Origin of the sequence: Caballeronia sp. dw_19 (genome assembly GCF_018449515.1) — a bacterium.
Lineage (GTDB): Bacteria > Pseudomonadota > Gammaproteobacteria > Burkholderiales > Burkholderiaceae > Caballeronia.
Genome location: NZ_JAAVUQ010000001.1, coordinates 574613 through 587740, shown reverse-complemented (window position 1 = coordinate 587740; position 13128 = coordinate 574613). Strand labels below are relative to the sequence as shown.

Genomic DNA, 13128 nt, shown 5'->3' with positions numbered 1-13128 from the left:
ACTCCACGGTTCAGATAGCTCATTCGAGAAGTTCTTCGCACGCGAATCACTCCTTCGATATGACCATGAGGTCTTCAGCCTGCCGTGCAAGCTTACTCAGCCGAGCGAGGAAGTCGATAGTCTCAGGCAGGCCTCAAGACTGATAACTCTGGTCTTCTCCTAGTATGCGCAAAGTAGTGAAATGCCAAAACGGCGGTGTTGAATTCGGACGCCGCTTGGTCGGCTATGCCTGAATTTAACGGCCTCTCACAGGCTCGTTGGATGTGGCCAGTTTTGCAGTACCGTGCGGATCGCGGCGTCGAAAGGTGTTCGTTGTCCTACCTTCAAAACCTCCAACGTGTCCGATGCTAGATGGCAGTTCCGCGGGCGCGGTGTAGTATCGATCGGCGTTCGTTGTGCTGTGATGCAGGCATCAATTTTCAGCACTTGCGCGATCCGCTGCGCAATGTCGAACTTTGTCATTGGCTCATCGCCGGACCAGTGCATCACGCCGGTAACTGATTCACCGATTTCATGGCGCTCCAGCAACTGTCTGATCACAACTGCCACGTCAGGCGTGAAGGTGGGGTAGCGCGTCGCCCAAGCGTCCATCACCGCTGGCTCTGGTCCACGAGAAGATTCCACGATTGCCGGCATCAAGCTTGTCACCGCCGACTCACCCCAGTCGATTACCGGACCATATAGCAACGGCAAACGCAGCACGCAGGACTGGGCGCTGGATCGCAGCAGCGTTTGTTCTCCGTCAAGCTTGCTGCGACCATAGGCGTTAAGGGGATTCGGTGCATCGTCCGGCTGATAGGGCGGTCGTGTACCATCGAAGACATAGTCGGTCGAGATGGAGAGGACCCACGAACCGGTCTCCTGTACGGCGCTCGCGATAAAGCCCAATGCCTCAACATTCAACGCTCGCGCGAGCACCGGGTCATTCTCACAAACGTCTGGACGCCGTTCGGCCGCAGCCACAACGATTGCGTCAGGCGCCTGGTCAGCGATGAACTCCCGAACGGCGCGCTCATCACGGATATCGAGCGTGATAGTGCTCGTGTCGCCATGACGAAACGCCGTTCGTACCACCTGCCATCGAGTTATCGCGGCTAGTTCATTTGCAACGGCGCGTCCAAGCAACCCGGACGCGCCAATCAACGCAACCTTGAATTGCGGCCCCCGAGTCATGCGGCCTTCGCCGATACGACCGTGTAGCCCGCCTCATCGATCGCTTCCTTGAGCGCATCAATGGTTTCGGTCGATGCCACCACAACACGCCCGTGCTCGAGATCCACTTGAACTTGCGCGGCGGCGTCGATTTCGTGGATAGAGCGCGTAACGGCGGCGACGCAATGCTGGCAGCTCATGCCTTCTACCTTAAATTCAGCCATATCAATTCCTTGCCTGGGTTTTGTAAGAGCGAACCATGCTATACCTTCCTATCGTTGGAAGGTGTAGAGTCTATGGAAAAATTTAGGAGTATCTGCGATGAACATTGGCGAAGCCGCTCGCGCGTCCGGTGTGACGGCCAAGATGATTCGGTACTACGAGAGTGTTGGTCTTTTGCCACCCGTTGACCGGACCACATCGGGGTACAGGATGTACGGAACCCAGGAGGTTCATGCACTACGTTTTGTTCGGCAAGCACGTCGGCTCGGCTTTCTGGTCGACGATATTCGCAAACTCCTGGCTTTATGGCAGGACCGGCAGCGTGCCAGCGCAGAGGTCAAGGCGATCGCGCTGGAACATGTCGCGGAGCTGGACAGGCGGATCGCGGAACTAACCGATATGCGGGACACGCTCGCTCATTTGGCGGTCAATTGCCACGGTGACGGACGACCGGATTGCCCCATTCTGGAAAGACTGGCCGAGTGATCATGTTGGTGCGTTTTGGCAAGCCCATTCGCCTGATTTGTGCACTATAGATGTGCCAAATTAGTGTGCTTGCTTGAAAATTTCCAGGAAGAGTAGAGAAATCAATCACTTGTTCCAAGGCGGTGCGTGCACCATTCCAAAAAAGAATGCACCCAATGCAGGCATTTCACTAACGCCGGCAGCGGGGTTCGTCTATAATCCGGGTTAACCCTTTCGAGGGATATCCCTGACCCGAACCGCCGGGGATTCATTTGAAATCCTTGGAGAAAAAATCATGTTTGCATTCCTGCTCGAAAAAGTCAGCATCTGGTTTGAAACCGCCGAACGTAATCGTCGCGAAGAATATCTGGCGCAATCGTCGGATATCGTCCAACTCGAAAAGCGTATCCGCTCGTTGGAAACCGAAGGCTACTCGCTGTAATTTCAGCCGAAAACACCCGGTCGAAAAATTGAACAAGCCCCGCATGCGGGGCTTTGTCATTTTTGGACTACTCTCGCCAATCAGGCCAGGCCGCTCACTTTTTCTGGGGATGCGTCGCGAGCCATCGCTTCATGAACGCAATCTCCTTATCCTGCGAAGCGATGATCTCCTTGGCCAAGGCCCGCAACTTGGCGTCCTTGCCGTACTTCAACTCGACCTTTGCCATCGCGACCGCGCCCTCGTGGTGCGGGATCATGTGCGCGACAAAATCATGATCGGCATCACCGGTGTACTCGACACCAGACATGCCGGACATCATCGAATGATCGGCTGCCTGAAATTCTTTCGTCGACGCGGAATCGCCCTGGCTGCCGCTTGCGGCTGACATGTCCATGCCTGCCATCGATGCAGAGGATGCCGGCGTCTGTGCAGACGCAGCGGACATCGAGACAAAGATTGAAATTGCAAACGCGGCGGCGCCAGCGAGGAGGGTTTTCGGAAACGTCATCGAATCTCCTTGAATATCGACTTTCGGGAGCGCTAGCTTAAAGCTTGCCATCGCGGTAAGGTAAAGCGCTTTTATATGATACGAAATGAATCGGCCCGATATGCGTGCCGGTTGTCATTCATATGCCAAGGGGGCGGTGTGAGTCCAGAACTTCGACCGGTCAAATATGTGGCGACCGCGGCGCTATGGCTTGTCTCTGGTTTGACGACGTTGGACGCATTCGGACAGGCGGGCGGTCAGCCGCTCATTCTGGATACGCAGACCGGGATTCATAGCGGCGCGGGTGGCACCGTTCTACAGACGGGTCCGCTGAATGGTTCTGGCATGGTGCCAGCGCGCCCGATGGCCACGTTGCCCGAATTGCCGCAGCAGGATCAGCAGACGATCATCATTTCGCCTTACATCGGACTTCAGCAGGGTGGGCATCACGCCGGGCAGGGATATGGATCGTCAACGAGCTCACAGCCGTCGTCATCCAATTACCAGCATCGACCACGTGCTACGTCGCCACATTCCGGCGCCTCTTACGGGGTACCGACCGGAACTCAAACCCAGGCCTCCACTTCAACGCAGCCCGCAGTGCCGCAAGCAAGGCAGTCTCCGGGCCAGCCTCCCATCATCACGATACCCATCGCAACGCCGCGATCCGTCGCGACCCCGAGCCCTGTGCCGACCGTGCCAACCCGATCGTCGGACCCACATACCGCAACCGGTGCGGTTACCACGTCGCTTGATTAACGGCGAACGGTGCAGAGGGTTCCGGTCGTTTTCAGTCGCCACGATGTTCGAGTTTGAACGCCGCCTTGCTGTCCTGACCGAGTGCGTCGACAAGATACGGCAGCGTCTCTTTCAGCGCAGCTGCGAGCGTATACGGCGGGTTCACGATAAACATGCCACTCCCGAACAGGCCAAAGCCGTCGACGGGAGGTTTGCTCACGGTCAATGACGCATGCAGCCAATTCTTGGGCTGCACGCGCTTCAATTGGTCGGCGAAACGCTGGGACTCCAGCCGGGTCACCTGCGGATACCAGATTGCATAAGTGCCGGTCGCAAAGCGCTTCAGGCTTTCCTCAAGGCAGTTCAGCGTGCGCGCGTAATCGCGCTTGTCTTCATACGATGGATCGATCAGGACAAGCGCGCGGCGCGGCGGTGGTGGTAACAGCTTGATGATGCCGTCGAAACCATCGCCTTCGAAAAGCACTGCCCGCCGTCCTGCGTCGCGGAAATTGTGGCGCAGCACGTCGATTTCGGTGGAATGCAGCTCGAACAACCGCATGCGGTCCTGCTCGCGCATTACCCGCCATGCGAGATAGGGCGAGCCAGGATAGAACTGCAGCGTGCCGTCCGCGTTCAGCGCCTTGACCTCTTTGACGTAATCCTTGAGCAAACCCGGCAAATCACGCTTGGTCCAAATCTTGGCAATGCCTGTCTCGAACTCGCCCGTCTTGGTCGCGAAGCCGTCAGTCAGCGAATACACGCCGGCGCCCGCGTGGGTGTCGATATACCAGAACGCCTTGTCCTTCTGGGCAAGGTGTTGCAGCAACTGCACGACAACCGCGTGTTTCAGCACGTCTGCGTGGTTGCCTGCGTGAAAAGCGTGTCGGTAACTGAGCATGGCAAATGAGTAAGCGAGACGAGAATGAGCGCGTCCTGAGCCGGACGGACGAAGAAAGTGCCTAAGCGCCAAGATGCAAAAGCGCGCCGCGGCACTACAAGGCACACGCGGCAGGGTCGTTATTGTAGCCGACGACCCTGCCTGTCCAAGACCCAAGCGTCAGACGAACGCGTCACCCACGATTTCCTCGATGCGCTGCTTCACCTCCGGCGTGATCTTTTGCACGACGTCGATGGCCTTCATGTTCTCGTGAATTTGCTCGACCCGCGACGCGCCGGTAATGACGGTGCTGACATTCGGATTCAGCAAAATCCAGGCGAGGGAAAGCTGTGCCAGCGAGCAGCCAAGCTGGTCGGACACTTCCGCAAGGCGTCCGACAATGTTATTCGCGCCCTTGTCCGTCAGCTTCTTGGCCAACCATTCGTAACCTTGAAGCTGCGCGCGGCTATCCGACGGAACGCCATCGCGATACTTGCCGGTGAGCAGCCCCGAGGCGAGCGGGCTCCAGGTTGTCAGACCCAGCCCAATGTCTTCATAGAGCCGCTTGTATTCGTTCTCGACCCGCTTGCGATGCAGCAGGTTGTACTCGGGCTGCTCCATCACCGGTTTGTGCAGATGATGCCGCTCGGCAATGTCGTACGCCGTGCGAATTTCGTCAGCGCTCCATTCCGACGTGCCCCAATACAGCGCCTTGCCCCGCGCGATGATGTCGCTCATTGCCCATACGGTTTCTTCGATCGGCGTATGCGGATCGGGCCGATGGCAAAACACGAGGTCGACGTAATCGAGTTGCAGACGCGCAAGCGAGCCGTCAATGGCGTTATGGAGATACTTGCGGCTGAGCGTTTGCTGCTGGTTCGGTCCTTCGTTGATGCCAAAGAAAAACTTGGTCGACACCACGTAGCTTACCCGCGGCCACGCGAGTTCCTTCAACGCGCGGCCCATGATTTCCTCGGACTTGCCTTTGGAATAGACCTCCGCGTTATCGAAGAAATTTACGCCGTGATCGCGGGCTGCAGCGAGCGACTCGCGCGCCGCGCGATGGTCGACTTGCGTGCCGTAGGTCACCCACGAGCCGATCGACAATTCGCTGACCTGCAGGCCGGAACGTCCTAGCCGACGATAGTTCATGTTCGTGATCTCCAGTTTTGAGTTTCAGTTGCATCAGGCGGGTTTCAAAGCTTAATCCGATTTCAGGATTCGCGCGGCGATGCCCGGCTTGCCGATCTTTGCGTTCATTGCATTTGTGACCGAACGATAACCCGGCCGAGTGACGTCGGATAGCCGACCGAAAGGCCTATGACATTTATCGAGGTTGATCGGCGCGGCGTTGCGTGGTTTCATTGTTCAAACCTGAACAGAGGAGGGGTGGCAAATGACATCACTGAATACGAGTCTGGCGGGCAAGGTGGCGGTGGTCACGGGTGCGGCGAGCGGGATCGGTAAGCAGATTGCCCTGACTCTGGCCGAGGCAGGCGCAGCGGTCGCCATAGCGGATCTGAACCAGGACGCCGCCGACGCCGTGGCCGAGCAGATCAGGTCGCAGGGCGGCCGGGCATTAGGCGTGGTGATGGACGTGACCGACGAACAGGCGGTGAATACCGGTATCGATCGGGTGGCGGCGGAATTCGGCTCGGTCGATATCCTGGTGTCGAACGCCGGCGTGCAGATCGTCAATCCGATCGAAAACTACGCGTATTCCGACTGGAAGAAAATGCAGGCCATTCACGTCGACGGGGCGTTTCTGACCACGAAAGCTGCGCTCCAGCACATGTACAAGGACGATCGTGGCGGTGTCGTGATCTATATGGGATCGGTGCATTCGCACGAGGCGTCGGCGCTCAAGTCCGCGTATGTCACGGCCAAGCACGCGTTGCTCGGACTGGCCCGTGTACTGGCGAAGGAGGGCGCGAAGCATCACGTGCGCTCGCATGTGGTGTGCCCGGGTTTCGTGCGCACGCCGCTGGTCGACAAGCAGATCCCTGAGCAGGCCAAGGAGCTTGGTATCAGCGAAGAGGACGTGGTCAGGAACGTGATGCTGGGCGGCACTGTCGACGGCGTCTTCACAACTGTGGAAGACGTGGCCCAAACGGTTCTGTTCCTGGCGGCTTTCCCCACGGCCGCGCTCACGGGCCAATCGGTCGTGGTGAGCCACGGCTGGTTCATGCAGTAAGGCTTCAAACAGGAGTTTCGATGGTAGAACGAACGGGCAGTGTCCGCGGACACAATGAGACAAAAGGAATGAAACGGACGAAGGGGCCTCGCAAAGTGACGTCACTCGACACTGGCGAACCGCCTGAGGCATTTGCCTCGGGCGGTCCTGAAGTGGCCAAGCGCATCAAGTTGCCGCCGTATGAAACCATCGCGTTGATGTTGCAGGGCGGCGGGGCACTCGGTGCTTATCAAGCGGGCGTGTATCAGGGATTGAACGACGCCGGCATTCACCCGAACTGGATTGCGGGGATCTCCATTGGCGCATTGAACACGGCGATTATCGCGGGGAACGCGCCCGAGGATCGCGTGCCGCGTCTGCTCGAGTTTTGGGAGACGATCTGCCAGCCTGCCTTCATGCCGCCGTTGCCCGCTTTCGTAGAACACGCGTTCTTCAATTCCACCGATGAGATCCGCAAGGCTTTCACCGCGATGCAGGCCGGGAGCGCCTTGGTCGAAGGGCAGAAGGGATTCTTCGTACCGCGGTTTCCTCCGCCGTCACCGTTGGCTGCGGGAGAGCCAGGCACGGCGAGCTTCTATGACACACGGCCGCTCAAGGGGACGCTCGAACGGTTCTGCGATTTCGACCGGATCAACTCGCGTGAGACGCGGGTGTCGGTGGGCGCGGTGAATGTAGCTACCGGCAATTTCGCGTATTTCGACAACACTCGCATGAAGTTGCGGGCGGAGCATTTCATGGCATCGGGGGCGTTGCCGCCGGGTTTTGCGGCCGTCGAGATTGATTGTGAGTATTTCTGGGACGGTGGCCTGATGTCCAATACGCCGCTGTACGAGATCGTGCAGGCTACGCCGCGTCGTGACACGCTCGCGTTCCAGGTCGATTTGTGGAGCGCACGGGGGCCGGTGCCGGACAGCATTGTCGACGTGATGGGACGCGTGAAGGACATTCAGTATTCCAGCCGGACGCGCCTGGTGACCGACACCTTGCAGCGCTCGCAGCGGTTTCGGAACGTGTTGAGGGAAGTGCTGGACAAAGTGCCGGTGGACATCCGCAACAGCGACCCGTGGTGCAAGACGGCGGAGGAACTCGCGTGTTCGAAGCGCTTTAACGTCATTCACCTCATCTACCGGCACAAGGAATACGAGGGGCACTACAAGGACTATCAATTCGGACTGTCGACCATGCGCGAGCATTGGGAAAGCGGCTTGTCCGATATCCGCGGCACGCTCTCGCATCGGGACTGGCTCGATATGCCGAACAACGATGCGGGTTTCATCACGCACGACGTTCATCGCGACGAGCGTTGATCGGGTGTCAATCTTATCGATAGAGAGCAAGCGGAGAACCGTAGACGGTTCCGCGTGCGCAGCACAGCCAGGAGCTCAAAAAAACGGCGCTCACACGGAGCGCCGTTTTCGAGACCACGAAAACCAGACTTATTTCAGCACGGTCGCGATAGCGTTGGCCACCACTTCAAGATTGCGCGTATTCAGCGCGGCCACGCAGATGCGGCCCGTGCTGACGGCGTAGATCCCGAATTCCTCGCGCAGGCGATCGACTTGCGGCGAGGTCAGGCCCGAGTACGAAAACATGCCGCGCTGCTGGTTCACGAAGCTGAAGTCGCGCTGCACGCCTGCTGCCTTGATGTGCTCGACCAGACCGTTGCGCATTGCGCGAATGCGGTCACGCATTTCGCCGAGTTCCTGTTCCCACGTAGCGCGCAATTCGGGCGAAGCGAGCACCGCGGCGACAATTGAACCGCCGTGCGTCGGCGGATTCGAATAGTTCGTGCGGATCACGCGCTTGAGTTGCGACAGCACGCGCGTGGCTTCCTCCTTGGAGCTCGTGATGATCGACAGTGCACCCACGCGCTCGCCATACAGCGAGAACGATTTGGAGAACGACGACGATACAAATACGTTGATATCTGCCTTGGCGAAAAGGCGTACAGCTGCAGCGTCAGCGTCGATGTTCTCGCCGAAGCCCTGATAAGCGATATCCAGGAACGGAACCAGCGAGCGTGCCTTGACCGTTTCCACGACCTGTTGCCACTGCGCCGGGGTCAGGTCGACGCCGGTTGGGTTATGGCAGCACGCGTGCAGCACGACGACCGTTCCGGCCGGGTAGCTGTTGAACGCTTCCAGCATGGCGTCGAACTTTACGCCGTGCGTGGCTGCGTCGTAGTACGGGTAGTTCAGCACGTCAAAACCCGCGTATTCGAACAACGCACGGTGGTTTTCCCAGCTCGGGTCGCTGATCGCTACTTTGCCCGTGGGATTCAGCCGCTTCAGGAAATCGGCGCCAATCTTGAGCGCGCCCGTTCCGCCCAACGCCTGAGCCGTGATCACGCGGCCGTCCGCGATCAGCGGAGAATCATTGCCGAGCAGCAGCTTTTGCACGGCTGCGTCATAAGCGGCAATGCCTTCAATGGGCAGATAACCACGCGGCGCGGCGAGTTCCGTACGCGCTTTTTCGGCTTCGCGAACGGCGCGCAGGAGCGGAATCTTGCCTTCTTCGTTGAAATACACGCCCACGCCGAGATTGACCTTGGTCGTGCGCGGATCGGCGTTGAAGGCTTCGTTCAGGCCCAGAATCGGGTCACGGGGGGCAAGTTCGACGGCTGAGAAAAGAGACATGATTTATCGGCGGTAGTGGATAAGGCGGGCACGGGCGATCGGGATGGGGAATCGGCTGCTAATCGGCAACACAGCAGCTAAAAAGCGGCGCAAACCGGACCTCAGGGAGCCAACAGGAGCCAACAAAACTCCGTCCCATCGATGAAAACCCCAGTTCGGCATTGTAACGAATCGGCCGCCGCTTTTCGGCCTAGTGAAATGGAAGAAACGCGGGATTTAGCTATTTTTTTCCGGGCATTTCCCGGGTTTTTTCGAAAATCAGGATGACGGGCCGCCGCGTGCCGGAATATTGCCCTCAAGCTTTCACTAACCAAAACAATCACTTGCGATTTCGTGGTACCGCCCCATCTTGGAAACATCGGGTATTGCGCGAAAGTTGGCGCAACTCGCCTGAAACCTGTTCCGACAATCCTGATCCGCCGTCCAGACCCGCTCCAGCGCGAACCGCTAGAATGGGTGTTTGCTCTCGGCCAAGGCACTTCATCCTCATGTCCGATACCCCGCTACTCGAAACCGCCGAAACCCTCGACGAATCCAAATTCGTGAGGTTCGAAGGGTCTCCGTTCCAGCTGTACCAACCGTATCCGCCGGCGGGCGACCAGCCGACGGCGATCGCAACGCTCGTGGAAGGGATTGAGGACGGCCTGTCGTTCCAGACACTCCTCGGTGTAACGGGCTCCGGCAAGACGTTCACCATGGCGAACGTGATTGCGCGCATGGGCCGGCCGGCCATTGTGTTCGCACCGAACAAGACGCTCGCCGCGCAGCTTTACGCGGAGTTTCGCGAGTTTTTCCCTCGCAATGCCGTTGAATACTTCGTTTCTTACTACGATTATTACCAGCCGGAAGCGTACGTTCCGCAACGCGATCTGTTTATCGAGAAGGATTCCTCGATCAACGAGCACATCGAGCAAATGCGGCTCTCGGCGACCAAAAGCCTGCTCGAGCGTCGCGATGTGGTGATCGTGGCGACAGTTTCGGCAATCTACGGTATCGGCAATCCGTCGGAATATCACAAGATGATTCTGACGCTGCGCACTGGCGACAAAATGGGGCAGCGGGACATCATCGCGCGCCTGATCGCGATGCAGTACAGCCGCAACGAAGCCGATTTTTCGCGCGGGACGTTTCGCGTGCGGGGCGACACCATCGACATTTTCCCGGCGGAGCACGCCGAAATGGCGGTGCGCGTAGAGCTGTTCGACGACGAAATTGAGTCGATGCAACTCTTCGATCCGCTCACCGGCCGCGTGCGCAACAAGATTCCGCGTTTCACCGTTTATCCGTCGTCGCACTATGTGACGCCGCGCGACACGGTCATGCGCGCCATCGAGACGATCAAGCTGGAGTTGCGCGAACGGCTCGAGTTCTTCCATAAGGACGGCAAGCTGGTAGAGGCACAACGGCTCGAACAGCGCACGCGCTTCGATCTGGAAATGCTGCAGGAACTGGGTTTTTGCAAAGGCATCGAGAATTATTCGCGGCACTTTTCCGGCGCGGCGCCGGGTGAGCCGCCGCCAACGCTCGTCGATTATTTACCGCCCGACGCGCTCATGCTGCTCGACGAGTCGCATGTGCTGATCGGTCAGTTGAACGGCATGTATAACGGCGACCGGGCGCGCAAGGAGAATCTCGTCGATTACGGTTTCCGGATGCCGTCGGCGCTCGACAACCGGCCGCTCAAGTTCAACGAATTCGAACGCAAGATGCGCCAGGCGATCTTCGTTTCGGCCACGCCGGCCGATTACGAAAATCGCACGGCGGGGCAGGTGGCCGAGCAGCTTGTGCGGCCGACCGGCCTAGTCGACCCCGATATTGAAGTGCGTCCGGCGCGCTCGCAAGTGGACGACGTGCTCGGGGAGATCAACGCGCGCGTCAAGGTGCATGAGCGTGTGCTGGTGACGGTGCTGACCAAGCGCATGGCCGAACAGCTGACCGAGTTTCTCGCGGATCACGGCGTGAAAGTGCGCTACCTGCATAGCGACATTGACACGGTCGAGCGCGTGGAAATCATCCGCGATCTGCGTCTCGGCACGTTCGACGTGCTGGTCGGGATCAACTTGTTGCGAGAAGGGCTGGATATCCCGGAAGTGTCGCTGGTCGCGATCCTTGACGCCGACAAGGAAGGGTTTCTGCGCGCGGAACGTTCGCTGATCCAGACGATCGGCCGGGCTGCCCGCAACGTGAACGGCAAGGCGATTCTCTACGGCGATAAAGTCACGGATTCGATGAAACGTGCGATCGGCGAGACTGAACGGCGCCGCACGAAGCAGATTGCGCACAATCTCGCGATGGGTATCACGCCGCGTGGCGTGACCAAGCGGATCAAGGACATCATCGACGGGGTCTATAACGCCGACGATGCCCGCGCCGAACTGAAGGAAGCCCAGACCCGCGCGAAGTTCGAGGACATGTCGGAGAAGCAGATATCGAAGGAAATCAAGCGGCTCGAAAAGCAGATGATGGATCACGCGAAAAACCTCGAATTCGAAAAAGCCGCGCAGACCCGCGACCAACTGTCACTTCTGAGGCAGCGCGTGTTTGGCGCCAATGTGGGCGACCACATTACGGGCATCAGCTAAACGTAAGGGTTTCAGGGCAGGGAACGCGGCAATCCGAGCGGGTTCGCCGCGTTTTTTTTGCCCGAAATTTCACTACAAAAATGTCTCCACCATCTCAAAAACCCAACAAGTACAAGGCTTGTTGATTTTCATCAAATTGTTCCGTCCTCCGATCAGTGCTAAACTCCTCACCCATTGAGAATGGTTCGTATTAACGGTTGTCGGTTACGTTCTCATTGCGATTTCCTATCATCGGCGCCGAATTGATCAGTGAGCTGACCGGGTCGGGTCGAGCGTACGCGCGGCATCGGTTCGATCAATAACAAGAAGGAGTGAAGGATGCAGGTTTCAACTTTTGTACGCGGCTCGGTGGCCGCTGTCGCACTTGCGGCAATGGTGTCGGCATCGGCTGCCGAATATCCGATCGGCAAGCAACATATCGAGAATGGAATGGAAGTTGGCGCGGTCTACTTGCAGCCGATCACCATGGAGCCGGAAGGCATGATGCGCAAGGCCTCGGATTCGGATGTGCACCTCGAAGCCGACATCCACGCCGTAAAGAACAATCCGAACGGCTTTGCGGAAGGCGACTGGATGCCTTACCTGCAAGTGACGTACGAGTTGACCAAGGTCGGCACGACGCAAACCATCAAGGGCGACATGATGGCCATGGTCGCCAACGACGGTCCGCATTACGGCGACAACGTGAAGCTCTTCGGCCCGGGCAAATACCACCTGAAACTCAACATCGCAGCGCCGATGCAAACCGGCCATATGGCGTTCGGCCGTCACGTCGACAAGGAAACCGGCGTGGGTCCGTGGTTCAAGCCCTACACGATCGAATACGATTTCCCGTTCGCCGGTATCGGCAAGAAGGGCGGGTATTGAGTAGTCGAGAGTAGTCGAGCCAGTCGTCCGGCATGACGTGAAGTAGCATGAAACGTCGAACCGGGCGTCGCAGCCAGGAAGCATGCATGCAACGCAAATACAAGTTGGTCGCCGCCTCGCTAGCCTTGGCGGCTGGATGGTTCGCCAGTGCCGCCGCAGCGCAAGCCGCCGACCTGCCGACCTTCAAGCTGGAAATGAACGACGGCAAGCTGAATCCCGCGCGCATTGAAGTGCCGGCGGGGCAGCGCATCAAGATCGAAGTGCACAACATTGGCAAGGGTGCGGCGGAATTCGAAAGCATCCAGTTGCGCAAGGAAAAAGTGCTCGCGCCGGGCGCCGATTCGTTCGTTGTGATCGCGCCGCTGGATAAGGGCGAATACAAGTTCTTCGACGATTTTCATCAATCGGCGCAGGGTGTCATCGTCGCGAAGTAAGGTCACGCCGGGCCGGTTCGCGCGCTGTCCGT

13 protein-coding genes are annotated in these 13128 nt (G+C 58.4%); 7 read left to right on the top strand and 6 right to left on the bottom strand.

Annotation, left to right across the window (positions count from 1 at the left end; all coding sequences use genetic code 11):
• Window positions 1-246: 246 nt before the first annotated feature.
• Together HB376_RS02785 and HB376_RS02780 are read right to left on the bottom strand one after the other, a co-directional pair.
• Window positions 247-1173 (bottom strand): SDR family oxidoreductase, encoded by a 927-nt coding sequence (locus tag HB376_RS02785; protein WP_213761866.1) that lies wholly within the window; start codon window positions 1171-1173, stop codon window positions 247-249.
• A complete protein-coding gene (locus HB376_RS02780; RefSeq protein ID WP_213761865.1) occupies window positions 1170-1376 on the bottom strand; it encodes a cation transporter in 207 nt (68 codons plus the stop codon). Before HB376_RS02780 ends, HB376_RS02785 begins: the two co-directional genes overlap by 4 nt.
• A gap of 97 nt (window positions 1377-1473) precedes the next feature.
• Between HB376_RS02780 and cueR the strand changes: the two genes are divergently transcribed.
• Together cueR and HB376_RS02770 are read left to right on the top strand one after the other, a co-directional pair.
• Window positions 1474-1860, top strand: coding sequence for a Cu(I)-responsive transcriptional regulator (gene cueR / locus HB376_RS02775; RefSeq protein ID WP_213761864.1), 387 nt, complete (start codon window positions 1474-1476; stop codon window positions 1858-1860).
• A 274-nt stretch (window positions 1861-2134) separates the two neighbouring features.
• A complete protein-coding gene (locus tag HB376_RS02770; protein WP_087882081.1) occupies window positions 2135-2281 on the top strand; it encodes a DUF3563 family protein in 147 nt (48 codons plus the stop codon).
• Window positions 2282-2375: 94 nt separating this feature from the next.
• Here HB376_RS02770 and HB376_RS02765 read toward each other — a convergent pair whose 3' ends face one another.
• The 3 genes from HB376_RS02765 to HB376_RS02755 form a co-directional block, all read right to left on the bottom strand.
• Complete coding sequence (locus tag HB376_RS02765; RefSeq protein ID WP_213761908.1) at window positions 2376-2726, bottom strand: DUF305 domain-containing protein; 351 nt, start codon at window positions 2724-2726, stop codon at window positions 2376-2378.
• 832 nt (window positions 2727-3558) lie between these two features.
• Window positions 3559-4404, bottom strand: coding sequence for a 23S rRNA (adenine(2030)-N(6))-methyltransferase RlmJ (gene rlmJ, locus HB376_RS02760; protein WP_213761863.1), 846 nt, complete (start codon window positions 4402-4404; stop codon window positions 3559-3561).
• 159 nt (window positions 4405-4563) lie between these two features.
• On the bottom strand, window positions 4564-5535 hold the full coding sequence (locus HB376_RS02755) for an aldo/keto reductase (protein ID WP_213761862.1): 972 nt from the start codon (window positions 5533-5535) through the stop codon (window positions 4564-4566).
• Between the two features lie 244 nt (window positions 5536-5779).
• Between HB376_RS02755 and HB376_RS02750 the strand changes: the two genes are divergently transcribed.
• Both HB376_RS02750 and HB376_RS02745 read left to right on the top strand, forming a co-directional pair.
• Window positions 5780-6577 (top strand): 3-hydroxybutyrate dehydrogenase, encoded by a 798-nt coding sequence (locus HB376_RS02750; RefSeq protein ID WP_213761861.1) that lies wholly within the window; start codon window positions 5780-5782, stop codon window positions 6575-6577.
• A gap of 68 nt (window positions 6578-6645) precedes the next feature.
• The gene (locus HB376_RS02745) at window positions 6646-7884 is read left to right on the top strand and encodes a patatin-like phospholipase family protein (protein WP_213761860.1); all 1239 of its coding nucleotides are present in this window, start codon (window positions 6646-6648) and stop codon (window positions 7882-7884) included.
• Between the two features lie 129 nt (window positions 7885-8013).
• On the opposite strand, the gene HB376_RS02740 is transcribed toward HB376_RS02745, so the two are convergent.
• Window positions 8014-9213: an amino acid aminotransferase gene (locus HB376_RS02740; RefSeq protein ID WP_213761859.1), complete on the bottom strand. Its 1200-nt coding sequence runs from the start codon at window positions 9211-9213 to the stop codon at window positions 8014-8016.
• Between the two features lie 488 nt (window positions 9214-9701).
• On the opposite strand from HB376_RS02740, the gene uvrB reads away from it, so the two are divergent.
• From uvrB to HB376_RS02725, 3 genes are all read left to right on the top strand, one after another.
• Window positions 9702-11795 carry an excinuclease ABC subunit UvrB gene (uvrB, locus tag HB376_RS02735; protein ID WP_213761858.1) on the top strand — a complete coding sequence of 698 codons (2094 nt, stop codon included), beginning with the start codon at window positions 9702-9704 and terminating at the stop codon, window positions 11793-11795.
• Between the two features lie 318 nt (window positions 11796-12113).
• Window positions 12114-12662 (top strand): iron transporter, encoded by a 549-nt coding sequence (locus HB376_RS02730; protein WP_213761857.1) that lies wholly within the window; start codon window positions 12114-12116, stop codon window positions 12660-12662.
• An 86-nt stretch (window positions 12663-12748) separates the two neighbouring features.
• Window positions 12749-13096 (top strand): cupredoxin domain-containing protein, encoded by a 348-nt coding sequence (locus HB376_RS02725; RefSeq protein WP_213761907.1) that lies wholly within the window; start codon window positions 12749-12751, stop codon window positions 13094-13096.
• The last annotated feature ends 32 nt before the right edge of the window (window positions 13097-13128 follow it).

What these genes read in the sequence shown, in the direction of transcription:
- HB376_RS02785 (WP_213761866.1), bottom strand. Translation starts at nt 1,173, where the DNA reads ATGACTCGGGGGCCGCAATTCAAGGTTGCGTTGATTGGCGCGTCCGGG.
- HB376_RS02780 (WP_213761865.1), bottom strand. Translation starts at nt 1,376, where the DNA reads ATGGCTGAATTTAAGGTAGAAGGCATGAGCTGCCAGCATTGCGTCGCC.
- cueR (WP_213761864.1), top strand. Translation starts at nt 1,474, where the DNA reads ATGAACATTGGCGAAGCCGCTCGCGCGTCCGGTGTGACGGCCAAGATG.
- HB376_RS02770 (WP_087882081.1), top strand. Translation starts at nt 2,135, where the DNA reads ATGTTTGCATTCCTGCTCGAAAAAGTCAGCATCTGGTTTGAAACCGCC.
- HB376_RS02765 (WP_213761908.1), bottom strand. Translation starts at nt 2,726, where the DNA reads ATGTCCGCTGCGTCTGCACAGACGCCGGCATCCTCTGCATCGATGGCA.
- rlmJ (WP_213761863.1), bottom strand. Translation starts at nt 4,404, where the DNA reads ATGCTCAGTTACCGACACGCTTTTCACGCAGGCAACCACGCAGACGTG.
- HB376_RS02755 (WP_213761862.1), bottom strand. Translation starts at nt 5,535, where the DNA reads ATGAACTATCGTCGGCTAGGACGTTCCGGCCTGCAGGTCAGCGAATTG.
- HB376_RS02750 (WP_213761861.1), top strand. Translation starts at nt 5,780, where the DNA reads ATGACATCACTGAATACGAGTCTGGCGGGCAAGGTGGCGGTGGTCACG.
- HB376_RS02745 (WP_213761860.1), top strand. Translation starts at nt 6,646, where the DNA reads ATGAAACGGACGAAGGGGCCTCGCAAAGTGACGTCACTCGACACTGGC.
- HB376_RS02740 (WP_213761859.1), bottom strand. Translation starts at nt 9,213, where the DNA reads ATGTCTCTTTTCTCAGCCGTCGAACTTGCCCCCCGTGACCCGATTCTG.
- uvrB (WP_213761858.1), top strand. Translation starts at nt 9,702, where the DNA reads ATGTCCGATACCCCGCTACTCGAAACCGCCGAAACCCTCGACGAATCC.
- HB376_RS02730 (WP_213761857.1), top strand. Translation starts at nt 12,114, where the DNA reads ATGCAGGTTTCAACTTTTGTACGCGGCTCGGTGGCCGCTGTCGCACTT.
- HB376_RS02725 (WP_213761907.1), top strand. Translation starts at nt 12,749, where the DNA reads ATGCAACGCAAATACAAGTTGGTCGCCGCCTCGCTAGCCTTGGCGGCT.